The 22,022-nt window shown below is 72.2% G+C and carries 24 protein-coding genes; 10 read left to right on the forward strand and 14 right to left on the reverse strand.

The features are described from left to right. Positions 1–29 precede the first annotated feature (29 nt). From ACIGXW_RS21495 to ACIGXW_RS21505, 3 genes are all read right to left on the reverse strand, one after another. Positions 30–668 (reverse strand): VTT domain-containing protein, encoded by a 639-nt coding sequence (locus ACIGXW_RS21495; protein ID WP_071966665.1) that lies wholly within the window; start codon positions 666–668, stop codon positions 30–32. 283 nt (positions 669–951) lie between these two features. Further along, entirely contained in the window at positions 952–1,434 is a 483-nt protein-coding gene (locus ACIGXW_RS21500; RefSeq protein ID WP_399574474.1) for a DoxX family protein, read from the reverse strand. Between the two features lie 197 nt (positions 1,435–1,631). Beyond that, a complete protein-coding gene (locus tag ACIGXW_RS21505) occupies positions 1,632–2,273 on the reverse strand; it encodes an HNH endonuclease family protein (RefSeq protein ID WP_071966733.1) in 642 nt (213 codons plus the stop codon). A gap of 337 nt (positions 2,274–2,610) precedes the next feature. On the opposite strand from ACIGXW_RS21505, the gene ACIGXW_RS21510 reads away from it, so the two are divergent. Both ACIGXW_RS21510 and ACIGXW_RS21515 read left to right on the forward strand, forming a co-directional pair. Continuing rightward, on the forward strand, positions 2,611–3,345 hold the full coding sequence (locus ACIGXW_RS21510; RefSeq protein ID WP_399574655.1) for an ABC transporter permease: 735 nt from the start codon (positions 2,611–2,613) through the stop codon (positions 3,343–3,345). 211 nt (positions 3,346–3,556) lie between these two features. Beyond that, positions 3,557–4,138, forward strand: coding sequence for a TMEM165/GDT1 family protein (locus tag ACIGXW_RS21515; protein ID WP_399574475.1), 582 nt, complete (start codon positions 3,557–3,559; stop codon positions 4,136–4,138). On the opposite strand, the gene ACIGXW_RS21520 is transcribed toward ACIGXW_RS21515, so the two are convergent. Together ACIGXW_RS21520 and ACIGXW_RS21525 are read right to left on the reverse strand one after the other, a co-directional pair. Then, a complete protein-coding gene (locus tag ACIGXW_RS21520; protein WP_399574476.1) occupies positions 4,110–4,787 on the reverse strand; it encodes a hypothetical protein in 678 nt (225 codons plus the stop codon). The genes ACIGXW_RS21515 and ACIGXW_RS21520 overlap by 29 nt on opposite strands. Before the next feature lie 157 nt (positions 4,788–4,944). After that, positions 4,945–5,217 (reverse strand): DUF6255 family natural product biosynthesis protein, encoded by a 273-nt coding sequence (locus ACIGXW_RS21525; protein ID WP_399574477.1) that lies wholly within the window; start codon positions 5,215–5,217, stop codon positions 4,945–4,947. Between the two features lie 369 nt (positions 5,218–5,586). Here ACIGXW_RS21525 and ACIGXW_RS21530 point away from each other — a divergent pair, with 369 nt between their 5' ends. From ACIGXW_RS21530 to ACIGXW_RS21550, 5 genes are all read left to right on the forward strand, one after another. Beyond that, positions 5,587–6,345 (forward strand): GntR family transcriptional regulator, encoded by a 759-nt coding sequence (locus ACIGXW_RS21530; RefSeq protein ID WP_399574478.1) that lies wholly within the window; start codon positions 5,587–5,589, stop codon positions 6,343–6,345. A 187-nt stretch (positions 6,346–6,532) separates the two neighbouring features. Further along, positions 6,533–7,003, forward strand: coding sequence for an antibiotic biosynthesis monooxygenase (locus ACIGXW_RS21535; protein WP_399574479.1), 471 nt, complete (start codon positions 6,533–6,535; stop codon positions 7,001–7,003). A gap of 322 nt (positions 7,004–7,325) precedes the next feature. Beyond that, complete coding sequence (locus ACIGXW_RS21540; RefSeq protein ID WP_399574480.1) at positions 7,326–7,859, forward strand: hypothetical protein; 534 nt, start codon at positions 7,326–7,328, stop codon at positions 7,857–7,859. Then, positions 7,856–8,227 (forward strand): peptidase inhibitor family I36 protein, encoded by a 372-nt coding sequence (locus tag ACIGXW_RS21545; RefSeq protein WP_399574481.1) that lies wholly within the window; start codon positions 7,856–7,858, stop codon positions 8,225–8,227. The genes ACIGXW_RS21540 and ACIGXW_RS21545 overlap by 4 nt, the downstream gene beginning before the upstream one ends. Before the next feature lie 142 nt (positions 8,228–8,369). Then, positions 8,370–8,735, forward strand: coding sequence for a hypothetical protein (locus ACIGXW_RS21550; RefSeq protein WP_399574482.1), 366 nt, complete (start codon positions 8,370–8,372; stop codon positions 8,733–8,735). Between the two features lie 24 nt (positions 8,736–8,759). Here the strand turns inward: ACIGXW_RS21550 and ACIGXW_RS21555 are convergent, their stop codons facing one another. Next, positions 8,760–9,419 carry an HAD-IA family hydrolase gene (locus ACIGXW_RS21555; RefSeq protein WP_399574483.1) on the reverse strand — a complete coding sequence of 220 codons (660 nt, stop codon included), beginning with the start codon at positions 9,417–9,419 and terminating at the stop codon, positions 8,760–8,762. Between the two features lie 237 nt (positions 9,420–9,656). Here ACIGXW_RS21555 and ACIGXW_RS21560 point away from each other — a divergent pair, with 237 nt between their 5' ends. Then, entirely contained in the window at positions 9,657–11,747 is a 2,091-nt protein-coding gene (locus ACIGXW_RS21560) for an MFS transporter (protein ID WP_399574484.1), read from the forward strand. Positions 11,748–11,854: 107 nt separating this feature from the next. On the opposite strand, the gene ACIGXW_RS21565 is transcribed toward ACIGXW_RS21560, so the two are convergent. Together ACIGXW_RS21565 and ACIGXW_RS21570 are read right to left on the reverse strand one after the other, a co-directional pair. After that, complete coding sequence (locus ACIGXW_RS21565) at positions 11,855–12,181, reverse strand: antibiotic biosynthesis monooxygenase (RefSeq protein WP_071966677.1); 327 nt, start codon at positions 12,179–12,181, stop codon at positions 11,855–11,857. 32 nt (positions 12,182–12,213) lie between these two features. Next, positions 12,214–12,894, reverse strand: a complete 681-nt coding sequence (locus tag ACIGXW_RS21570; protein WP_071966678.1) for a TetR/AcrR family transcriptional regulator — start codon at positions 12,892–12,894, stop codon at positions 12,214–12,216. 159 nt (positions 12,895–13,053) lie between these two features. On the opposite strand from ACIGXW_RS21570, the gene ACIGXW_RS21575 reads away from it, so the two are divergent. Then, positions 13,054–15,102, forward strand: a complete 2,049-nt coding sequence (locus tag ACIGXW_RS21575) for a bifunctional glycosyltransferase 87/phosphatase PAP2 family protein (RefSeq protein WP_399574485.1) — start codon at positions 13,054–13,056, stop codon at positions 15,100–15,102. A gap of 51 nt (positions 15,103–15,153) precedes the next feature. On the opposite strand, the gene ACIGXW_RS21580 is transcribed toward ACIGXW_RS21575, so the two are convergent. From ACIGXW_RS21580 to ACIGXW_RS21595, 4 genes are all read right to left on the reverse strand, one after another. Next, positions 15,154–15,879: a hypothetical protein gene (locus tag ACIGXW_RS21580; RefSeq protein WP_399574487.1), complete on the reverse strand. Its 726-nt coding sequence runs from the start codon at positions 15,877–15,879 to the stop codon at positions 15,154–15,156. Between the two features lie 478 nt (positions 15,880–16,357). Beyond that, positions 16,358–16,876, reverse strand: a complete 519-nt coding sequence (locus ACIGXW_RS21585) for a DUF6114 domain-containing protein (RefSeq protein ID WP_399574488.1) — start codon at positions 16,874–16,876, stop codon at positions 16,358–16,360. A 1-nt stretch (position 16,877) separates the two neighbouring features. After that, positions 16,878–17,495 carry a DUF6230 family protein gene (locus tag ACIGXW_RS21590; RefSeq protein ID WP_071966682.1) on the reverse strand — a complete coding sequence of 206 codons (618 nt, stop codon included), beginning with the start codon at positions 17,493–17,495 and terminating at the stop codon, positions 16,878–16,880. A gap of 228 nt (positions 17,496–17,723) precedes the next feature. Continuing rightward, positions 17,724–18,959: a cytochrome P450 gene (locus ACIGXW_RS21595; RefSeq protein WP_399574489.1), complete on the reverse strand. Its 1,236-nt coding sequence runs from the start codon at positions 18,957–18,959 to the stop codon at positions 17,724–17,726. A gap of 229 nt (positions 18,960–19,188) precedes the next feature. Here ACIGXW_RS21595 and ACIGXW_RS21600 point away from each other — a divergent pair, with 229 nt between their 5' ends. After that, entirely contained in the window at positions 19,189–20,358 is a 1,170-nt protein-coding gene (locus ACIGXW_RS21600) for a steroid 3-ketoacyl-CoA thiolase (RefSeq protein ID WP_071966684.1), read from the forward strand. 109 nt (positions 20,359–20,467) lie between these two features. Here the strand turns inward: ACIGXW_RS21600 and ACIGXW_RS21605 are convergent, their stop codons facing one another. Next, on the reverse strand, positions 20,468–20,884 hold the full coding sequence (locus ACIGXW_RS21605) for a transglycosylase SLT domain-containing protein (RefSeq protein WP_071966685.1): 417 nt from the start codon (positions 20,882–20,884) through the stop codon (positions 20,468–20,470). Between the two features lie 280 nt (positions 20,885–21,164). Continuing rightward, positions 21,165–22,016, reverse strand: coding sequence for an ECF transporter S component (locus ACIGXW_RS21610; protein ID WP_399574656.1), 852 nt, complete (start codon positions 22,014–22,016; stop codon positions 21,165–21,167). Positions 22,017–22,022 lie beyond the last annotated feature (6 nt).

Consider the following 22,022-nt stretch of genomic DNA (forward strand, 5'->3'; position numbering starts at 1 on the left):
GGCCGTACGTGCGTCGTGTGCCGGTGCGCCTAGTGCGGCTGGGCCTCCGGCTCCTCCGGGCGGCGCATCAGGAAGACCGCGCCCGATCCCGCCGCGAACAGCGCCAGCACCGAGACGGCCGTGCTGAGCCAACTCGCGCCCAGCCACTGGCCGCCGAAGTAGCCGAGGCTGACGCTGTACGCCGCCCACGTCAGGCCGGCCAGCGCGGACCAGGGGAGGAACTCGGCCACCCGGCGGTGCATCACGCCGGCGCCGAGGCTGACCACCGAGCGTCCGGCGGGCGCGAAGCGGGCCAGGACGACGAGCGGTCCGCCGCCGCGCAGCAGCGCCGTGCCGAGCTTGGCCTGTGCGGCGGTCAGGCGGCGGGAGCGGGCGATGGCGCGGTCGAAGCGGTCGCCGCCGCGCCAGGCCAGGCGGTAGGCGACCATGTCGCCGAGCACCGAGGCGGTGGCGGCGCACATCACGAGTGCGAACATGTCGGAGAAGCCCGCGTGGCCGTGCGCGGCATCGCCCACGGCGTCGGCGGCGGAGCCCGCGGCGGCGGTGGCGGCGGCGATCACCAGGACGCCGCTCGGCAGCACCGGCAGGAAGACGTCCAGGAGTACCGAGAGTCCGACGATCACGTATATCCATGGGGTCTCGGCCAACGACCCCAACTGCTCCAGCACGTCCTGATCTCCCGGTACGGTCCCCCGCCGCGACGTCGCAGGGGAGCGGCAGGGGCGGCCTTCACAACCGTACAGCGTACGCCTGGGGCGACCGGGGGATGGGCGTGGGGCCCGCGATGTTGTTCGAATCACGCGCCGGGCGTGAGGCGGGTCACGCGCCGGAGGGTGGGTCAGCTCACGTGCGGGACACGCGCACAGGGGCCCGGTGGTGTCCGGGCCCCTGTCGCGTGCGTAGCCGTCGTGCGCGGCGTGAAGGGCGGTCAGGCCCCGGCCGCCGCGGCCGTCAGTCCCGCTTGGCGCGGCCGAAGAGGCGGTCGAGCGACAGCGCGCCCGGGCCGGTGAAGACCAGCAGCAGGAACGCCCAGCAGAACAGCGCGGACGCCTCGCCGTGGTTCTGGATCGGCATCAGCGCCTCACTCTGGTGCACGTCGAAGTACGCGTACGCCATCGAGCCGGAGGAGATGAAGGCCGCGGAGCGCGAGCCGAGGCCGATCATCACGAGGACGCCGCCCACGAGCTGGATGACGGCCGCGTACCAGCCGGGCCAGGTGCCCGCGGGGACGGTGCCGCCGCCGACGGCTCCGCCGAGCACGCCGAAGAGGGAAGCGGCGCCGTGGCAGGCGAAGAGCAGGCCGATGACGATGCGGAACAGGGACAGCACGTACGGGCGGGCCGCGTCGAGGCGCTCGGGGAGCGTCGGGGAGGACGTGGCCGAGGCGGACTGCCCGGTGGCCTGGGACGTGGCCGCCGTGGGCGTCGGGGACATGGGTGTCGAGCTCCTCGTGTCGGGGACAGGAAACGACGAGAGCTCAAGGTTAGGCACGCCTAAGGAGTACTTGCAAGTTCAAGTTCTTGATTTCTTGTTCCGCAACACGCTTGTAACGAGGCCCCTGGCGTCCCATGGGCGGCCGTGCGGGGCCTCCCCGCGAGGTGGGGAGGCCCATGGGTGCCGCTGCGCGCCGATCAGCAGCCGTTGAGGATGCCGGCCAGGGCGGTCTTCTCGGCGGAGTCCACGGTCAGCTTGTAGTCGTACTTCACCGCGACCCACATCTGTGCGTACGTACACGCGTACGACTTCAGGGGCGGCATCCACTGCGCCGGGTCCTTGTCGCCCTTCTCCTGGTTGACGCGGTCGGTGACCGCGATCAGCTGCGGGCGGGTGAGGTCGTTGGCGAACGCCTTGCGCTGCTCGGTCGTCCAGGTGTTGGCGCCCGAGCGCCACGCCTGCGCCAGCGGCACGATGTGGTCGATGTCGATGTCCTGGGCGTCGTGCCAGGTGGCCCCGTCGTAGGGGGAGACCCAGGTGCCCGAGACGGCCGCGCACTTGCTGTCCTGCTCCACGTCCTGCCCGTCCCGCTTCAGCACGACCTCGCGGGTGTTGCACTGGCCGGACTGGGTGGCCCAGTGCGGGAACTTCGACCGGCTGTAGCCGTCCATCGAACCCTCGGACTTGACCGTCAGCTTGCCCAGGTAGGCGCGGGCCGTGGCGGCGTCCGGCGGGGTGGGCGGCGCGGCCTGGGCCGCGGGTCCGTTCAGTACGAGCGTGCCGACGAGGGCGGTGAGTCCCAGGGTGACGGCCGTACGACGCGCGTAGACGCCGCGCAGGGCCGAGGGGACACGCAGTCCGGGCATGAGAACTCCCTTGAGGGTGAGGGGTTGCGGGCCGCTGAAGCGCGGCCAGGATTGCGGCGCCGGGTATCAGGGGGGTGGTCGCCAGGTGACAGGATGGCGACGCGCTCATGCCAAAACAAGGGGTTGCGGGCGTGAGATGTGCCCAGCCTGCGGGGCGAGTTGGCGGACTATCGGAATCCGCTTACCGGCGGCTGACACGCCGCCGGCCGCGCGCCCGGCCGACGCCGTTCACCGCCCGTAGGGTGACCGCGTGCTCGCCGCCGACGTCCTGCTGCCCGCCAACGGCACCCTCGCAGTGGTCCTCGCCGTCATGCTGGCCGTCGCCGTGACCGTCGCGGCCCTCGCCCGCCTCGCCGACGGCAAGGAGCGCGGCTACGCCGGCGCGATCGCCCTCGCCGGGCTGCGCGCCGCCGTCCAGCTGGCCGCCGTCTCGGCGCTCATCGGCTGGGTGGTACGGGCGACCCCGCTGCTCCTGGCCTTCCTCGTGCTGATGTTCGCCGTCGCCGTACGCACCGCCGGCCGCCGCGTCACGGACAACCGCACCTGGTGGTGGGCGGCCCTGCCGATCGCCGCCGGCGTCGTGCCGGCCGTCCTCACGCTGCTGCTCACCGGACTCGTCCCGGTCAGCGGCATCGCCCTCGTCCCCGTCACCGGCATCCTCATCGGCGGCGCCCTTACCGCGACGGTGCTCGCCGGCCGCCGCGCCCTGGACGAGCTGTGCGTGCGCCACGGCGAGGTCGAGGCGGGCATGGCACTGGGCCTGCTGCCCCGCGAGGCCCGGCTGGAGATCGCCCGCCCCGCCGCCTCCGACGCCCTGCTGCCGGGCCTGGACCAGACGCGGACGGTGGGCCTGGTCACCCTGCCGGGAGCGTTCGTGGGCATGCTGCTGGGCGGCGCGTCCCCGGTCCAGGCGGGCGTGGTGCAGCTGTTCGTGCTGGTCGCGCTGATGACGGTGCAGGCGGTGGCGGTGGCGGTCGCGCTGGAACTCGTCGCGCGCGGGCTGCTGCACCGATCCCTTACCCTGGGGGGAGCAGAAGGGGAGTAGCTCTTCGCCGGACCGTCGACATACTGCTGGGCCTCGCGCCCGGCCGGCGCCCGGAGGCCCGTCCGTCACGGAGGGGCCAGCGAGACCTTCGGCCGCAGTGTCCATGACGCTGCCGTGCCGAAGCGACCCCTGATCTCGATTGATCTCGATGTGCAGGTCACTGTTTCGGCGGGGCTGGCGTCACCACCCACCGACAGAGGAAACCACCCCTGTGTTCAGCTTCACCGTCGCCGGCCTCGTCTTCGGCGTGATCTTCCTGGCCGAGCTGCCGGACAAGACCGCCCTCGCCGGCCTGATGCTCGGCGCCCGCTACCGCGCCTCGTACGTCTTCGCGGGCGTCGCCGCGGCCTTCCTCGTCCACGTCGCCCTGGCCATCGCCGCCGGCAGCGTCCTGACCCTGCTCCCGCACCGCCTGGTCCAGGCGGTGGTCGGCGTCCTGTTCCTGGCCGGCGCGGCGATGCTGCTGCTGAAGAAGGACGACGGGGACGAGGAGATCGCGAAGCCCGCCGACCAGTCCTTCTGGAAGGTCTCCGGGGCGGGCTTCATGCTGATCCTGGTCGCGGAGTTCGGCGACCTCACCCAGATCATGACCGCCAACCTCGCCGCCCGCTACGACGACCCCGTCTCCGTCGGCATCGGCGCGGTCCTCGCCCTGTGGGCGGTGGCCGGCCTCGGCATCCTGGGCGGCAAGACCCTGATGCGCTACGTGCCGCTGAAGCTGATCACGAAGGTGGCGGCGCTGGTGATGCTGGCGCTGGCGGGCTTCAGCCTGTACGAGGCGGCGGTGGGCTGACCGGCCCGTCCATCAGGTTGGTGATCAGCTTCCGCAGCCGCCCCTCGCGCACCGTCTCGACGCCGTGCACGAGCTGCGCCCCGTAGACGACGGCGGTCCCGGCGGGCGGCGCGCTGGTCCAGCGGGTGCGGGGGATGCCGCTCAGCGCGGCGACCGCCTGCGGCCCGGCGTGATGCGATATCTCCCGGACGAACCGCGTCCCGGGAGCGAACCCGCTCCCGGGCCCGGCGGTCCGCCCCGTCCACAGCGCGTCGGACGCACACGTGTCGACGTAGAACTCCCCGCCCCGCTCCGCTTCCTGCAGATGGAACGCCACCCGCGCCACCCGCTGCGGCCGGCCGTCCGGGTCGCTCACGCCGTGCACGTGCGGCGGGATCCGGTCGCCGGGCCCGAGGTCGTGGTAGTCCCACGCCGTCGCCGCGACCGCGGACGGGAACACCCGCCGGATCGTGGGCAGCGCCCGCGCGACGGCACCCGCCAGGATCTCCTGCACGGCGTCGGGCGCCACGATGCCGTCACTGGGCCGTACGGGAACCCAGCGGGTCGCCTCGAGGTGATCGTCGAGCAGCTTGACGACCTCGGCGGTCTCGTCGGGCGTCAGAAAGCCCTCGACGGTGTGAACGGCGAGGGTCTCGGTCATATGGATCACGCGGTCACCCACTCTTCTCGCGGTGCGGTGCGGAGCGCTTCCGTCAGCGCATTCCACTGCGCGGCGGGGCGATTGCCAACCACTGGGGCCTCTGCCATGGAGGCACCGGGGCGCACGCGCGGGCGCATTGAGGGGCGCGCATATGCGGTGGATCCGCTTACGGCTTGCCCCTGCTGCTGCGGTTCGCTTCGCGGACTTTGGCGCGCAGCTCGTCGCGCCGCCGGGCCTCGCCGCCCCCTATGAGGCCGACGCCGCTGACCGTCGGCCCGTAGAGCGCACCGCGCTCCGGCAGCTCCATGGCCAGGCCCAGCGCCCGGTAGTCGGTGATGCGCTGCGTGCCGCAGCGGGCGCAGGACTCGATTCCGTTGGCGGTTGTCCATGCGGTCTCGGGGTGGGGCCCGGGACGTGACGTGGTGGGGGAGCGGCCCACCCCGTGCCGGTACGGGCGGCCGGAAGGGCCGCTCGCTCAACGCGCACCCGACCAGGTGCAGGACGAGCAACGCAAGCGCCGTCAGCGCGGCCGCGTGCACCGCCGCCGTCATGAGTGTGCCGCCCGCTGATGACGTCCCATGGCCGTGGCCATCGCCTCGGCGAGGCGCTTGTCGCCTTGCCGGACGGCGTCGTAGCGCTTGGTCTTGATCTCTCTGCACTGAGCGCAGGAAACCGGCACAGGCCCGACGGCTGTTTCTGGCGCGGAGCGGGCGCCGGCCATGTATGACGAGCACGGCCGCGTTCTGCATGTGCATACGACAGCGTTGCGCCGCCCGTACGCTGTCCAGAGAAGAGAGGTGATCACCCGATGGCCAACGAGGGCACTGGCCGCCGGCCCAAGTACCAGCGCATCGCGGCCGAGCTGCGGACCGCTATTCAGGCAGGCGAGTACGGCCCGGGTGACCGGCTGCCTGGTGAGAACGAGCTGATGGCCGCATTCGACGTGGCGCGCATGACCGCACGGCAGGCGTTGGGCGTGCTGCAGAGTGAGGGCCTTACAGAAGCCAGGAAGGGCTCAGGCGTGTTCGTCCGGTCTTTTCGCCCGCTGCGCCGGCGGAGCATTCCGCGCTTGAGCGAGGAAACCTGGGGATCCGGCCGATCGGTCTGGTCGGCCGACATCGAGGACCGCGCTCTGACCGTCGACCAGGTAGAGGTTGCCGAGCGGGCAGCGCCCGAGCGAGTGGCGCACGTTCTGGGGATGGCGCCGTCGGCGACCGTGTGCGTGAGAAGCCGACGCTTCGTCCTCGACGGCAAACCGGTCCAGCTGTCCACGTCATACCTGCCCGCCGACCTCGTGGCCGGTTCCGCGATCGTGCAGGAGAACACTGGTCCAGGCGGTACGTACGCGCGCCTCGCGGAACTCGGGTACAAGCCTGTCCGCTTCAATGAGGAGATCCGCTGCCGTATGCCCTCCGCTGAGGAAGCCGAGCGACTGGCCCTCTCACTGGGCACGCCAGTCATGCACATCTGCCGTGCGGCATTCGCCGAGGGCGGCAGGGCGGTCGAGGTCAACGAGATGATTCTGGATTCGGCGTCGTACGTGCTGGAGTACGAGTTCGGCGCCTAGCGCAGTGCACGGCCCTCTCCGGGTGCTCCTGCTGTCGGCGGGGGAATCGCCGGGCGGCGAAGCGAAAGTTGCGTCGCAGGTGCCGGCTTGACGCGAGAGAGGGCACCCTGAGTTGCCCTATGTTGACTGGCATGGCAGAGGTGCAGGGCACTTCGCCCGTTGATCCGACGCGGCGGCCTACGTCTACATGCAGGTGGCAGATCACCTCGCCACCCGCATAACGGCGGGTGAACTGCGACTGGGCGCGCGCCTGCCGGAGGAACGTGACCTGGCCGAGGAGTACGGCGTGGTCATCGGCACGGCCCGCCGCGCCATGCGAGCTGAGGGGAGAGCGAAGATGACCGCAGGCTTTGGCCTGGTCGTACGCTTCACGCTTCGTGATGCGGAAGCCGCAGAGGCGTTCGACGAGTTGGTGGCCCGAACGCTGGAGGGGATCCGGCAGAACGAGCCGGGGACTGTGGTGTATGCGAATCATCGTGTGCCAGGAGAACCCAACCTGCGGGTCTTCTACGAGTTGTACGAGAGCCGTGCCGCCTTCGATGCTCATGAGCTGCAGCCGCATACCCGGCACTTCCTCGCCGAGCGTGAGAAGTTCGTGGCGGAGACCGATGTGGCCTTTTTGGAGCACATCGACGGGAAGGTGAGACCGGGCCGCTGACCCCTGAGGGGCGGCGTGCGTTCGTGCACACGCAGCGGAAGGGCGTTCCCGGCGCGGGCTGCCCCGGAAGCAGCTGGCCGCATCGCGCACAGGCGTACGACCTGCTCGCCCGCACCCATAAGGCGGCGCCTGCGCCTTCGCGCGCCGGAACGAAGCGGACCCACCCGCATCACCTGTACGGGTGGTATGGCGCATCCACCCGCTGGGGAGGGTGATCGTGCCCAGACCGACCGCCGCTCTCCGGGGGCCCTCCGCATGCGCCAACTCCCCACCCTCACCATCGCGTTCGTCTGTACGGCGTGCGAGCCGGGCTGATCCGTAGATGCGCCTCCGTACGCGCGCCGGGCTGCTGCTTGTGGCCGGCTGGCTGCTGGCCGGGTGTTCGGCCCCGGCCCAGGACCCGGTGCCCCGTCCCGCGCCCGACGAGGTGGTCAAGGCCGCCACGCAGGGCCTCACCGACGCCTGTCTCGCCCGCCAGGGCCTGACCGCGCCCCGGCCGGGGCGGAGTCCGGCGCCGGACTCCGGGCAACGGCGCGTCAACGCCGCGCTCTTCGGCACGGGTCCGGCGGAGCTGTCCGTCGACCTGCCCACCGGCTACGTCGTACGCGCCCACACCGACGGCTGTCTGGCCGCCGCGCAGCGCCGGCTCTACGGCGACCAGCGGCGATGGTTCCGGGCGTCGGTGATCGTCAACAACCTCGGGCCCGAAGCCGCCCACACCCACCGCAGCCTTGCCGAGGTCCGCGCCCGGCACCGGGCCGAGATCGCGGACTGGCGGCGGCTGCGCGCGCATGCCCTCACCGAAGCCACCGCCCTGCTCGACAACCCACCACCGACGGGAGACCCACGACCATGAAGCGCCTCACCGCCCTCCTCGCAGCGACCCTGATCTCCACCGGCGCCGTCCTCGCCACCTCGGCCGCCGCCCAGGCGGCACCCTGCCGCAGCGGCTACTTCTGCGTCTGGACGAACGCCAACTTCGACGGCATGAAGATCGAGCACAGCGGCGACGACCGCTGGTGGGAGGGCGACATGTTCAAGCACGACTCCTCGTGGGCGAACCACGGCGTCTCCGGGCCGGGCGTCAAGGACCACGTGAAGGTGTACGAGGGCCGCAAGCTGCTGGGGCGCGTGACCCTTTGCCTGGCGCCCGGCCAGGAGGTCGGCTACAACGGCGGCGCGAACGACAAGGGTGGCTCCCACACCTGGACCACGGGCTGCTGAAGCCCGTTCGCAGGGGCGCACGGGGAGCGCGCGGCCTATCGTGAGAGGTGGGACAGCTACTCGTTCGTACACAGGGGGCGGGCGGCGCGTCCGGGGCGGAACTGCGACGCGCCACCGCCCGGCCTGCCCGGGAGGAGCAGCCATGACGTCGACGACGCGTGAGGAAGTACCGGTCGCGCTCTCGGACGAGGGCATCGACGTGCGCACGCAGGAGATCGGCGGGGGCATGAGCGTGATGTACATGCGCCTGGGCAAGGGGACGGACCTCGGGCCGGTCCTCAAGGGCATGCCCGACGACCTGTGCCAGTGCCCGCACTGGGGGTTCCTGGCCAAGGGCCGGGTCAAGCTGCGCACGAAGCAGGGCGAGGAGACGTACGAGGCGGGGCAGGCGTTCTACTGGGCGCCCGGGCACGCTCCCGAGGCCCTCGAGGACAGCGAGTTCATGGAGTTCTCGCCGACGAACGAGCTCGGCGAGGTGCTCGCGCACGCCAAGGCGCAGCTGGGGTGAGTCCCCGGCGCCCCCGGCCGGACCTCAGCCCGCCGTCGCGATCCGCAGCGTGATCGCGCCGTCCTCGCCCGCCTCGATACGGACCTGCGTCAGGTCCGCCACCGCCACGTCCGGTGCGTGCGCGGCGGCCCGCGGCCCCACGCCCACCACGCGCATGCCCGCGGCGCGGCCCGCGGCGATGCCGGCTTCCGAGTCCTCGAAGACGACGCAGTCCTCCGGCGCGAAGCCCAGCTCCGCCGCGCCCTTGAGGAAGCCCTCCGGGTCCGGCTTGCTGGCGCCGACCGACTCCGCCGTCACGCGCACGGCGGGCATCGGCAGGCCGGCCGCGCCCATGCGGGCCCGGGCCAGGCCGAGGTCGGCGGAGGTCACCAGGGCGTGCGGCAGGCCGGCCAGGGCGGCCATGAAGGCGGGGGCGCCGGGGACCGGGACGACGCCGTCGACGTCGGCCGTCTCGGCCTCCAACATGCGGCGGTTGTCCTCGTGATTGAGCTCCATGGGACGGTCCGGGAGCAGGACGGCCATCGTGGCGTAGCCCTGGCGTCCGTGGACGATCTTCATGGCCTCGTCGGCGTCCAGACCGTGCTCCTCGGCCCAGCGGCGCCAGCAGCGCTCGACGACCGCGTCGGAGTTGACGATCGTCCCGTCCATGTCGAGGAGCAGGGCACGTGCCGTGAGCGTGGTCATCGAAGGACTCCAGTGCGCGCGGAAGAAGACAAGCGGCTCCACCCGCCGGTCAGGGAGTGCGGGCGGAGCCACTTTGTTTATCAAAGATACAAAACGGATCGGGACAAACGCCAACGGCCCTGGTCGTAGCGGTGCCGGCACCCCGCGAGGGCAGCCAATGGCCTACCCCAGCGGGCCGGGAACGACGGTCCGGATCACGATGGGACCAGCGGAACCGACACCCGAGGAGAGCTCCCCATGGCCCAGGACACCCCGGGCCCCGCGGTGGCCGCGGAGCCCGCGCACGTGCCCGGCGAGGGGCAGTCCCGAAGCGGCGTGCGCGTCGCCATCGGCGCGCTGCTGCTCGGCATGCTGCTGGCCGCCCTCGACCAGACCATCGTCTCCACCGCCCTGCCGACGATCGTCAGCGACCTCGGCGGCCTCGAGCACCTGTCCTGGGTCGTCACGGCCTACATGCTCGCCTCCACCGCCGCCACCCCCCTGTGGGGCAAGCTCGGCGACCAGTACGGGCGCAAGAAGCTCTTCCAGACGGCCATCGTCATCTTCCTCGTCGGCTCCGCGCTGTGCGGCCTCGCCCGCGACATGCCCGAGCTGATCGGCTTCCGCGCCCTGCAGGGCCTGGGCGGCGGCGGTCTGATGGTGCTGTCGATGGCGATCGTCGGCGACATCGTGCCGCCCCGGGACCGCGGCCGCTACCAGGGGCTCTTCGGCGCCGTCTTCGGCGGTACGAGCGTGCTGGGGCCGCTGCTCGGCGGACTGTTCGTGGACCACCTCAGCTGGCGCTGGGTGTTCTACGTCAACCTGCCCATCGGCGTCGTCGCGCTGCTCGTCATCGCCGCCGTGCTGCACATCCCCGCCGACCGGACCCCGCACCGCATCGACTACCTCGGCACCTTCCTCATCGCCGCCGTCGCCACCTGCCTGGTGCTGATGACCTCGCTCGGCGGCACCACCTACCCCTGGTCCTCCTGGCAGATCATCGGCCTCGGCGTGCTGGGCGTGGCACTGCTGGCGCCCTTCGTGCTCGTCGAGCGGCACGCGGCCGAGCCCGTCCTGCCCCTGGGGCTCTTCCGCGTCCACACCTTCGCGCTCTGCTCGGTGATCGGCTTCGTCGTCGGCTTCGCGATGTTCGGGTCCATGACCTACCTGCCGACCTTCCTGCAGGTCGTCCGGGGCGTCTCGCCGACGATGTCCGGCGTGCACATGCTGCCGATGGTGGCCGGCATCCTCATCGCCTCGACCGGCTCCGGCCAGATCGTCAGCCGCACCGGCCACTACAAGGCCTTCCCCATCGCCGGCACCGGCGTGATGGCCATCGGCCTGCTCCTGCTCCACCAGCTCAGCCCGGCCGTCGGCACGACCGAGATGAGCCTGTACTTCTTCGTCTTCGGCTTCGGGCTCGGCCTGGTCATGCAGGTGCTCGTGCTGATCGTGCAGAACTCCGTCGGCTACGAGAACCTCGGCGTCGCCACCTCCGGCGCGACCTTCTTCCGCTCCATCGGCGCCTCGTTCGGCGTCTCCATCTTCGGCACGATCTTCGCCAACAACCTCGGGCCGCGCATCGCCGACGCCCTCGCCGGGGTCCCCCTGCCGCCCGGCGTCACGCCCGCCGCCCTGCAGGCGGACCCGCGGGCCGTCGACCGGCTCCCGCCGGCCCAGCGGACCGGCGTCCTCGCCGCCTACTCGCAGTCCATCACCGACGTCTTCCTCTACGCCGTGCCGCCCGCGCTCCTGGCGTTCGCCCTGGCCTGGCTGCTCAGGGAGGAGCCCCTGCGGGCCAGCGTCACCGCCCCCGACACCAGCGAGGTCATCTCCAGCAACCCCGTCCAGCGCTCCTCGCGCGACGAGTGCGCCCGCGCCCTGTCCGTGCTGGGCAACCGGGAGGGGCGCCGGCGGGTCTACGAGAAGATCACCGAACGGGCCGGGCTCGACCTCAGACCCGCCGCGAGCTGGATGCTGCTGCGCATCAAGCGCGACGGGCACGTGGAGCCCTCCCTGCTCGCCGAGCGCGTGGACGTACCGCTGCGGGTGGTCACGGAGGGGGCCCGGCAGCTGGAGACGCGGGGCCTGGCCGTACGGGAAGGGCTGCCGCTCGTCCTGACGGAGGAGGGGAGGCGGGAGGCGGACCTGCTGTTCCGGGTGCGCGAGGAGATGCTCGCGGAGATGCTGGGGGACTGGTGGACCGCCAAGGACCGCCCCCACGACCTGCGGGCCCTCGTCCATGAACTCAACCGCGAGCTGTGCGGCTCCGACGCCGAACAGCCCCGCGACAACGGCGCGCGCACCGGCCACCCCCACGACGACCACCGCCTCGACCGCGGCCACTGAGCGGCTCCGCCTGGATGTACGGCCAGTCGGCTGCGGGCCGTCCGCGGCCGGTCGCGCAGTTCCCCGCGCCCCTTACGGGGCCCGCTCAGCGGCGGGCCCCGCGGTGATCAGCTGCTCTTCGGCGCCGCCTGCTGGACGACCTCGAAGGACCACACCGTGGACCCCGAGGCGGCGGGCCGCTGCTTGGGGGCGCCCTCGCCGCCGCCCTGGTGCGCGGCCTTCATCGGGCCCTCCATCCACGCCCGGAAGTCCTCCTCGCTGCGCCAGCGGGTGTAGACGAGGTAGTCGTCGGTGCCCTCGACGGGGCGCAGCAGCTCGAACCACTCGAAGCCGTCGGAGCTCTCCACGGTGCCGGCGCGGGAGGCGAAGCGCTTCTCGAGGACCTCGCGCTGCTCGGCGGGGACGGTCAGGACGTTGATCTTCACGATGCTCATGCGCCCATCCTGCCGCAGTCACCGGGCCCCGTTCAGCCCCGCTCGCCCGGCCGGCGGCCACGGCCCGCGTCGGCCAGGGTGGCGTCGAGCTGATCCAGGGTCAGGGGCGGGGCCGGCAGGGCGCCGGTGACCTCGGTGCGCAGGCCGTCGAAGAGCAGGGCGAGGTAGCGGCGCCAGGAGCCGGGGGCCGCCGCGGCGGCGGAGGGGACGAAGCGGCCCAGGGCGGCGAGTGTGAAGAGCAGGTCCTCCGCCACCACGTCGGGGCGCATCGTGCCCTGCTCCTGGGCGCGGCGCACCAGCAGGGCGACCGTCTCGTGGTTGTGCTCGCGCAGCGCGGCCAGCGTCGGGCCCGCGGGGACCGTCGTCGTCATCAGCTCGATGGCCCCCCGGTCGGCGGCCAGCCCCTCGAAGATCCGTTCCATGTAGGCGAGCAGGGACGCGAAGGCGTCCTCGCCCCTGCGGGCCGCCTCGCCCGATTCCATGCTCAGGCCCAGGTGTTCGCCGAAGACCGCCTCGATCAGCGCCTCGCGCGTGGGGAAGCGGCGGTAGAGGGTGGCGTTGCCCACCCCCGCCCGGCGGGCGATGTCGTCCAGAGGGCACTCCAGGCCCTGCTCGGCGAAGAGCTCCCGGGCCGCCGCGATCAGCAGCTCCCGGTTGCGCCGCGCGTCCGCCCGCAGGGCCGCGGGCTCCTCTCCCCTGCTACTGGTGCTCATGACCGCACCCTAATGGCCTCAAGAGCGTTGGAATCAGGCCACCTGTGGGAGGTTGTCAGGTGACCTGGGGGTGACCTGCGTCTGTTCCGCAGGACTCAGTAAGGTCTCAAACAGCACGACGGGTGTGACCGAATCGGTCGACTGGAGGTGCGGCGGAGCGTGGCGGATGCAGAGCGCGGCGGGCTGGGGTGTCCGCCGAGAGCCGGCTCGCGGACCGGCATGGTCCTGGGAGCGCTGTGGCTCCTCGCCGGGCTGCTGGCCCTGCGTCAGGCGGCGGCGGTGCTGCGGCTCCCCCCGGAGCGCCGGTTCACCGACCTCGAGACCTGGGTGGGCGAGAACGGCGTCCTGCACGTGGGGGGTTCCCTCTACGAGACGGACAAGTTCGCCGGAACTCCCTTCTCCGGGCTCGTCCTGAAGCCGCTCACCAAAGCGGCCGAACAGAGCCTGGGCATCGTCTGGACCCTCGGCACGCTGCTGCTCGTCGTCGCCCTCGCGCTCGTCGCCGCCCGTGCCGTGCCCGGTCCCCACAGCCGCCGCACCGCCCTGCTGGCCGCGCCCGTCGCGGTGATCCTGACGGTGCTTTCGCTGCCCGTGCGCAACACCTTCACCCTCGGGCAGACCAGCATCATTCCGGTGCTGCTCGTGCTCCTCGGCTGCTGTCCACCCCGGCCCGCCCGCGGTGACGGCCGCACCGGCGGCATCCTCATCGGCCTCGCGGCCGCCCTGCAGCCCACGGTGTTGCTCTTCGCACCGCTGCTGTGGCTGACCGGACGCCGCCGCGCGGCCGTCACCACGGGCGTCACCTTCGCGGCGTGCACGGCACTGGCATGGGTGACGATGCCGGACGACTCGTGGACGTACTGGGTGCACCACCTCGCCGGCGCCGGCCTCGGCGAGCGGCCCGACGGCCTCGCCAACCAGTCCCTGCACGGCCTGCTGCTGCGCACCGGCCTGCACGGCCCGGCCGAACTCGCGCTGTACGCGCCGCTGGCCGCCGCCGTCGTCGTGCTCGGCCTGCGCCGGGCGGTGCACTACGCCAAGGACGGGCAGCCGCTGCTCGCCACGGCCGTCACCGGCTGCGTCGCGGTCGCCGTCGCGCCCACCACCTGGCAGCACCAGCAGCTGTGGATCCTCCTGGCCGTCGTCGGCCGCGTCGGCAGACGCCGCGCCGACCGGGCGGTGTGGCCCGTGCTCGTCGTGCTCGTGATGACGCTCACCAGCACCGTCCTCGTACCGCCCAACCCCGTCCTGGGGCCCCTGGGTGAGAACGCCCCGCTGCTGGCGGCCCTCGCCGCGGCGTGCGCGGTGCCCTTCCTCTCCCGCTCCTCCGCGCTGTGGGACCGGCCCCTGCCCACCCCGGTCGCCGAGCCGCAGCGCGGCCGCTTCGCGTGGGTGCCGCTGCTGGGCTTTTTCAAGCGCGCCCTGAACCGCCCGAACCTGTTGCTGGAGTTGATGCTGATACGAGTGGGCTACTGGGTCTACTCGTACGTCCGTGCCAGCGCGCCGGACTCGCGCAGTCTCGCGGAATCCCACGGCCGTCAGATCATCGGCATCGAGGAGTTCCTGCACATGGACGTCGAGTACGGCTTCAACCACTTCGTGGCGGGCGTGGGCTGGCTCAAGGACGGCATGAACTACTACTACGGCACCTTCCACTTCCTGGTGCCGCTGTCCGTGCTGGGCTATCTGTACCTGCGCCGCCCGGCCACCTACCGCTGGGCGCGCACCGCGCTGGGCTTCGCGACGCTGATGGCGCTCGTCGGCTTCTGGCTCTACCCGCTGGCCCCGCCGCGGCTGATGCCGGGCCGCGGCTTCATCGACACCGCCAACGGCCCGCAGGACCTGTCCCACCCCGACTTCGGGGCGCTGACGGAGCTGTCCAACCAGTACGCGGCGATGCCCTCGCTGCACATCGGCTGGTCGCTGTGGTGCGGGGTCGTGATCGCGGTGGTGGCGCCCAGGCTGTGGATGAAGTGGCTGGGCATGCTGTACCCGCTGCTGACCTTCTCGGTCATCGTCGGCACGGCCAACCACTACGTCCTGGACGCGGCCGGCGGCGCGCTCGTGGTCGCCTCCGGCTTCGCCATCCAGTACGCCCTGACCGGCCCCGGCCGGGTGGCCCTGGCCGTGATCCCCGGTGCCCGGGGCGGCAGTGACAGCGACAGCGACGGCGCCCGCAAGCCGGAGCCGGTGCGGGCCGGGGGCTGACCCGGCCCGCACCGGCGGGGTGCCAAGGGCCGTGCGCCCGTGCGCGCGGCCTCAGCCGCCGCTCACGGTGATCTGCGCCGACGGGTCGGTGACGTCCGTGACGTCGTACGTGGCGTTGAGCAACGCCGTCGTCGCGGTGGTCGGACACCCGAAGCCGCCCTCGATCTTCACCGGCAGCGCGTAGTCGGTGACGGCGATCTGCGAGGGCGTGCCGTTGGTGAACGTCGCGGGGATGGTCGCCGGCCCGTCGGGCGAGGCGGTCACGGTGCAGTTGGCGAGCCCGCTGCTCTTGAGCACCATGCCCGCGGCGGGCGCGGAGAGGGCGGCCGTGCTCGGCTCACCGTGCTGCATCGAGACGCCCCAGGCGCCGGACGTGGTGATGGTGATGGTCACCCCGGGCAGGCTGCCGCGGCAGTTGGAGTAGACGGGCGCGCTGATGCCGCTGGCGACGGGGCCGGCGGGGTTGGAGTTGCCGGGTGCCTCCGGTATGCGGTTGTTGGTGCTGCCGTCGACGGGCTTGGAGCTCGAGGCCGTGCACGTGATGGTGATGGAGCCCGCCTTGAAGGTGGCGGTGCCGTTGAGGGTGGCCGCGAAGGCATGACCGGCCGGCTCCACGGTGGTCGGTCCCGCCTCGGCCGCGGGGGAGGCGGTCGCCGCGGTGCCCCCGGTCAGCGCCAGCGAGGCGGTGACGGCGAGCCCCGCGCCCGCGACGAGCAGGGCGCGGCGACGGGTGCGGGTGGGGTTGCCGGAGGGGCTGCGTGTGGCGTGGGAGGTCACGATCGCTCCTTGGGTGGGAGTCGGATGGGGGGTGCTCTGTGCCCTGGTGCGGTGCGCTTGTGGCGCGGGAGGGGTGGGGTACGCGCGTGGTCCGGGGCGCGTGGCCGTGCTGAGCGCGCGGGTGGCGCGGAGTGCGGATGCGGCTGTCCGGCCGCGGGCCGTTCCCGGTGGTGCCGGGTGGTGCCGGGTGGTGCCGATCGGGTCGCGCCGGTTTTGGCGGTGCCGTCTCCGGTAGTGCCGGGCGGCGCCTGCTGATGTGGCCCGGGGGGCCTGTGGGCCGTGGCTGCGGTGCTGAGCCCGCCGTTCGGCGTGGTGCCTGCGTGCCTGCGTGCCTGCGTGCCTGCGTGCCTGTCGTGCCGGTCGGCCGTGGTGCGTGTGGTGCCGCTTTCGCCGTGCGGGGCCTGTCGGGTGCCGGTCCGTGCTCTCGCGTGCCGTCGTCAGACGTCGTGCCGGGTCGCCGGGGTCCGGTCGTCGTCGCTCACGACGGGCCGTCCGTGGCCCTCGGCGGGGCCTTCCGCAGGTCGGTGCGCCGGTCCGCCGGTGCGTTCGCCGCGACGGTGTCCGCGTCCGCTCCGGCGCCGGGGGCGGCGCCCGGCTCCGGTGCCGCCTCGGCGGCGACCGGCTGCCAGGCGAAGATCATGCCGCCGCCGATGATGCCGACGATCGTGCCGAAGAGGAAGCCGCCCAGGTTGGACATCACCAGCGCCGCCGTGGCGATCATGACGGTGAGCACCCCGGCGAGCCCCCGGTACTGCGGCGCGAACCACGCGGTCAGACCCATCACGATCATGACCAGGCCCATCAGGACCGACGGGATGCCCGCGATCCCCTGCTCCAGCATGATCTTCAGCGGCGCCAGCGGAAGGGCGCAGATCTCCGCGCCCGCGACGACGGTGGCCAGGCCGCCCCAGAACGGGCGTCCCTTGCGCCACCGCCGCCACGCGGCCCTCGGCCGGGCGCGCGGCCGCACCCGTACGGGCTCGATACCGCCCGCCACGTCAGAAGCACTCCTGCTTGCCGAAGCCGATCTTCATGCTGAGGCCGGAGAGCTTGAACGAGCCGGCGTTGGTCGCCCAGGCGACCTGCCGCATATTGGTCATCTGGACCCTGTCGGCCTGCTGCCCGAAGGCGTCCTGCAGCCCCTGCGCGGAGGCCGGGCCCTTGTCGAGGGTCGAGGCGTCGCGCCCGATCTCGATGTTCTTGAAGGTGGCGTCACCGCCGAGCTGGGTGGCGTCGAGGAAGAGGTTCTCCGCCTCGACCGGCTTGTCGCCCGTACCGGCCGAGAGCTTCAGCGAGATGTCGCCGAGCCCCGGCAGCGAGGTCACCACCGACTGGCAGAGGTCGTTGATCTTGGCTTTCCTGATGGCGGTGACGGCCACGGGCAGCAGCTTGCCGCGGACGTTCTGGTCCACGCTGCCGTACTGGGCGAAGCCCTCGCCCTCCAGGCTCTTCGCGGAGACCTTGAACTCCTGCCCGGACACCGCGAACGACGCGGCCAGCGCGCCCTGGGCGAGCGCGACGGCCAGTGCGGCGGTGGCCGCGAAACCGGGCACGGCCAGCACGGCGAACTTCCGCCACCTGACTCGTCCGGTGACCTGTCTTTGCTGAGCGTCCATGCGGTGTCCCCTCGAAGAGCTGTGGACAGCGCTGCCCGCGCTGTCGCGGTGCGTGGGGGAGGCGCGCGCGGCTCTGCGGTGCGCGGCATGGCGCACAAGCGCCGTCCCAGAAGGTGTACCCGAGAGTAAGTCCGTCCACGGGAGCTGACAAGGGTTCAGGTACGGACCGATTCCATCGACTCCCTTGATTTCAAAGGGAGTTGGACCATGCGTCGGGCCGCCCACCGCTCACGCGTAGTCGACCCGCAGCTCCTTGATCCCGTTCAGCCAGGCCGACCGCAGCCGGCGCGGCCGCCCCGCGAGGCGGATGCCGGGGAGGGTGTCCGCGATGGCGCCGAAGATAAGGTCGATCTCCAGGGCCGCGAGGGACCGGCCCAGGCAGAAGTGCGGGCCCCCGCCCCCGAAGCCGAGGTGGGGGTTGGGGTCGCGGGTGATGTCGAAGGCGCCGGGGGCGTCGAAGACCTCGGGGTCGTGGTTGGCGGACGCGTAGAACAGGCCGACGCGCTGGCCCGCCGCGATCGCTACGCCGCCCAGCTCGGTGTCCCGCGTGGCCGTGCGCTGGAAGGAGACGACGGGCGTCGCCCAGCGCACGATCTCCTCCGCCGTGGTGGCCGGGCGCTCGCGCTTGTAGAGCTCCCACTGCTCGGGGTGGGTGAGGAAGGCGTGCATGCCGTGGCTGATGGCGTTGCGGGTGGTCTCGTTGCCGGCCACGGCCAGCATCAGGACGAAGAAGCCGAACTCGTCGGAGGCGAGGTGGCCCTCGTCGCCGGCGGCCACCAGCCGGCTGACGATGTCCTCGGCCGGGCACGCGGTGCGGGCGGCGGCCAGGTTCATCGCGTAGGAGATGAGCTCCATGGCGGAGAGGGTGCCGATCTCCTCGGTGACGGCCAGCTCGGGGTCGTCGTAGGAGATCATCTTGTTGGACCAGTCGAAGATCTTCGCCCGGTCGTCCTGGGGGATGCCGATGAGCTCGGCGATGGCCTGCAGGGGCAGCTCGCAGGCGATGTCGGTGACGAAGTCGCCGCTGCCGCGCTCGCGGGCCGCCGCCACGATGGCGGTGGCGCGCTCGCGCAGGGCGGACTCCAGGGCCCGTATCGCGCGCGGGGTGAAGCCGCGCTGGACGATCTGGCGGACGCGGGTGTGCTCCGGCGGGTCCATGTTGAGCATCATCAGCCGCTGGGCGTCGATCTGTTCGCGCCGGATGCTCGGGTGGAAGCGGATGACGGAGGTGTTGACGGAGGAGGAGAAGACCTCCGGCCGGGTGGAGACCTCCCTGACGTCCGCGTGCCGGGTCACCACCCAGTAGCCGTCGTCGTCGAAGCCGGCGAGGCCGTGCGGCTGGGGGTTCCAGGACACCGGGGCCGTCCGTCTCAGGGCCGCGAACTCCGGCAGCGGCACCCGCTCCTGGTAGAGGTCGGGATCGGTGAAGTCGAAGCCGTCGGGCAGTGCCGGACAGGGCGACATGGCCACCACTCCAGTTCTGACGAGGCATCAGAAACCTGTCGTCAGACGGTAGTGAGGGGCCTGTGCACCGACAAGGGAAGCGACGCCATCTGTTGCGGAGGCGGGGTGTGCGCGACCCTTGTGTACCGGGGGTAGCGGTCGTAAGACTGCGGGCGGAACTAGAACGCGTACTAGTTCCGCCCGGGGGCGCCGGGACGCCCTGCGGACGCGAGGAGAGGACGAGTCAGTCATGGCCGCGGAACCCGTCATCGTCGAAGCCGTACGCACTCCCATCGGCAGGCGCGCAGGCGCGCTCGCCAATCTCCACCCCGCCTATCTGCTCGGTGAGACCTACCGGGAGGTCCTGGCCCGCACCGGCATCCAGCCCGACTGCGTGGAGCAGATCGTCGGCGGCACGGTCACCCACGCCGGCGAGCAGTCGATGAACCCCGCCCGCACCGCCTGGCTCACCATGGGGCTGCCCTACGAGACCGCGGCCACGACCGTGGACTGCCAGTGCGGCTCGTCCCAGCAGGCCAATCACCTGCTCGCCAACATGATCGCGACCGGTGTCATCGACGTCGGCATCGCCTGCGGCGTCGAGGCCATGTCCCGGGTGCCGCTGGGCAGCGGCTCCAAGCACGGGCCGGGCAAGCCCTTCCCCGACGAGTGGAACGTGGACCTGCCCAACCAGTTCGAGGCCGCCGAGCGCATCGCCCGCAGGCGCGGCCTGACCCGCGAGCGGGTCGACGCGCTCGGCCTGCTCTCCCAGGAGCGGGCGGCCCGCGCCTGGGCGGAGGAACGTTTCAAGCGGGAGACCTTCGCCGTGCAGGTGCCCACGACCGAGGAGGAGCAGCTCGCCGGCCAGGGCATGTGGCGGCTGGTCGACCGCGACGAGGGACTGCGCGACACGAGCACGGAGGCCCTGGCGGGCCTCAAGCCCGTCATGCCGACCGCCGTCCACACCGCCGGCAACTCCTCCCAGATCTCCGACGGCGCCGCGGCCCTGATGTGGGCCTCCAAACGCATGGCCCGGGCCCTGCGGCTGCGCCCGAGGGCCCGCATCGTCGCCCAGGCGCTCGTCGGCGCCGATCCGCACTTCCATCTGGACGGCCCCATCGACGCCACCCGGGCCGTGCTGGGCAAGGCGGGCATGTCCCTGCGGGACATCGACCTGGTGGAGGTCAACGAGGCCTTCGCCTCGGTGGTGCTCTCCTGGGCCCAGGTCTTCGAGCAGGACCTGGAGAAGGTCAACGTCAACGGCGGCGCGATAGCGCTCGGCCACCCGGTCGGGGCCACCGGCGCACGGCTGATCACGACCGCGCTGCACGAGCTGGAACGCCGCGACGGGGAGCTGGCGCTGATCACGATGTGCGCGGGCGGGGCGCAGGCGACGGCGACGATCATCCAGCGGCTCTAGGGCCGGCGGCTCCAGGAGGGGCCGCGGGCACGCCGCGGGCACACGGAAGCGGCCGGCACCCCGGGAAGGGGTGCCGGCCGCTCGCGTGTCAGTGGGCCGATCGGTTCGATCAGTACCAGTTGTGGGCCTGCCAGAAGGCCCAGGCGCCACAGGGGCTGCCGTAGCGGTCCTTCATGTAGTCCATGCCCCACTTGATCTGGGTGGCGGGGTTGGTCTGCCAGTCGGCGCCGGCCGAGGCCATCTTCGAGCCGGGCAGGGCCTGGACCAGGCCGTACGCACCGCTGGAGGCGTTGGTGGCGGTGTGCTTCCAGCCGCTCTCATGCTCGACGATCTTGCTGAAGCACTGGAACTGCGCCTCGTTCGAGATCATCTTCCGCGCGATCTCCTGCGTGGCGCTCGTCGAGGGGGCGGCGGCCTGCGCCGGAACGGCGGTCAGGACGGCACCCGCGGTACCGAGGGCCAGGGCGGCGCCGGCGACGGCGACGAGCTTGCGGGAGGCGATACGGCTGATGGTCGAGAACGTCACGAAGGAGGACCTTCCGTCGGGGGCAGTAGCGCGCCGCCGGGGAGTCGTGCTCCCTGGCGGCTCAACCAACCTGACCGACGCGGGAAGCGATGGCAACGACCCCTGTGCACGAAGGACCTTCGCACCGGGGCCGTGGCGGCCGGGCCTTCCGGGGCGGGCATGGGGCGCGCGGCTACGGCCCGCGATCGTATGTGACGGGGGCCATGTGCCCCGCCTCACCGGATGCGTAAGGGGCGGTTGCCCTTTGATCTCTTACTGAGGGTGGCGGGTGTGGAGCGGGTCACGCGTCCTTGAAGGCCACCGGCGCGTCGAAGGCCGCCCGCCGCGTGGCCCGGCGCAGCGCCTTGAGCACGGTGGGCCCCACGGTGAGGGTGGCGACGACCGTGACCAGGGCCCGGGGCAGGTCCCAGCCCAGGGAGGTGGCCAGGCAGTACGCGATGAACCGGGCGAGGTTCTCGGGCACGGGGTCGCCGGGCACGAAGGCGACGCCGGAGACGAGGGTGCCGATGTAGGGCCAGCCCTGGAGGTTCATGACCGTCCCGTAGAGGACGGAGGCCACGGCCCCGTACCCCGCGAGCATCGCCAGCTCGCGCCGCCCCCGCAGCCGGTCCGGGCCCGGCAGCAGGCCCGCACCCATGGAGACCCACCCCATGGCCAGCATCTGGAACGGCATCCACGGCCCGACCCCGCCGGTCAGCAGCGCGGACGCGAACATCGACACCGCCCCGAGCACGAACCCGAACCCGGGGCCGAGCACCCGCCCGGACAGCACCATCAGGAAGAACATCGGCTCGATGCCGGCCGTCCCCGCGCCGAGGGGCCGCAGCGCGGCCCCGGCCGCCGCGAGGACGCCGAGCATGGCGATGGCCTTGGCGTCCAGGCCCGCGTCCGCGATCGTCGCGACGACGACGGCGAGCAGGAGCGGCAGCAGGGCCGCGAACAGGTACGGGGCGTCCTGGGAGTGGGCTAGGCCGGATGCGGAGTCGGCTAGCAGGGGCCAGCCGAATGCGGCTACGCCTATGGCGGTGATCAGTGCCAGGGCGATGACGGACCGGGGGCCGAGGCGGATCGCGCGCGTGCGGCCGTGGGTGGGTTGTGCCCACCCGTCCCGCCCAGCGGGACGATTGCCCACAACCCG

Origin of the sequence: Streptomyces sp. NPDC053079 (assembly GCF_044546695.1) — a bacterium.
In the GTDB taxonomy this organism is placed as follows: domain Bacteria; phylum Actinomycetota; class Actinomycetes; order Streptomycetales; family Streptomycetaceae; genus Streptomyces.

Coding starts and splice junctions, on each gene's coding strand:
- ACIGXW_RS21500 (WP_399574474.1), bottom strand. CDS start 1,434: ATGTCCCCGACGCCCACGGCGGCCACGTCCCAGGCCACCGGGCAGTCC.
- ACIGXW_RS21510 (WP_399574655.1), top strand. CDS start 2,611: ATGCTGGCCGTCGCCGTGACCGTCGCGGCCCTCGCCCGCCTCGCCGAC.
- ACIGXW_RS21530 (WP_399574478.1), top strand. CDS start 5,587: ATGGCCAACGAGGGCACTGGCCGCCGGCCCAAGTACCAGCGCATCGCG.
- ACIGXW_RS21535 (WP_399574479.1), top strand. CDS start 6,533: ATGCAGGTGGCAGATCACCTCGCCACCCGCATAACGGCGGGTGAACTG.
- ACIGXW_RS21540 (WP_399574480.1), top strand. CDS start 7,326: ATGCGCCTCCGTACGCGCGCCGGGCTGCTGCTTGTGGCCGGCTGGCTG.
- ACIGXW_RS21545 (WP_399574481.1), top strand. CDS start 7,856: ATGAAGCGCCTCACCGCCCTCCTCGCAGCGACCCTGATCTCCACCGGC.
- ACIGXW_RS21550 (WP_399574482.1), top strand. CDS start 8,370: ATGACGTCGACGACGCGTGAGGAAGTACCGGTCGCGCTCTCGGACGAG.
- ACIGXW_RS21555 (WP_399574483.1), bottom strand. CDS start 9,419: ATGACCACGCTCACGGCACGTGCCCTGCTCCTCGACATGGACGGGACG.
- ACIGXW_RS21560 (WP_399574484.1), top strand. CDS start 9,657: ATGGCCCAGGACACCCCGGGCCCCGCGGTGGCCGCGGAGCCCGCGCAC.
- ACIGXW_RS21565 (WP_071966677.1), bottom strand. CDS start 12,181: ATGAGCATCGTGAAGATCAACGTCCTGACCGTCCCCGCCGAGCAGCGC.
- ACIGXW_RS21570 (WP_071966678.1), bottom strand. CDS start 12,894: ATGAGCACCAGTAGCAGGGGAGAGGAGCCCGCGGCCCTGCGGGCGGAC.
- ACIGXW_RS21590 (WP_071966682.1), bottom strand. CDS start 17,495: ATGGACGCTCAGCAAAGACAGGTCACCGGACGAGTCAGGTGGCGGAAG.
- ACIGXW_RS21595 (WP_399574489.1), bottom strand. CDS start 18,959: ATGTCGCCCTGTCCGGCACTGCCCGACGGCTTCGACTTCACCGATCCC.
- ACIGXW_RS21600 (WP_071966684.1), top strand. CDS start 19,189: ATGGCCGCGGAACCCGTCATCGTCGAAGCCGTACGCACTCCCATCGGC.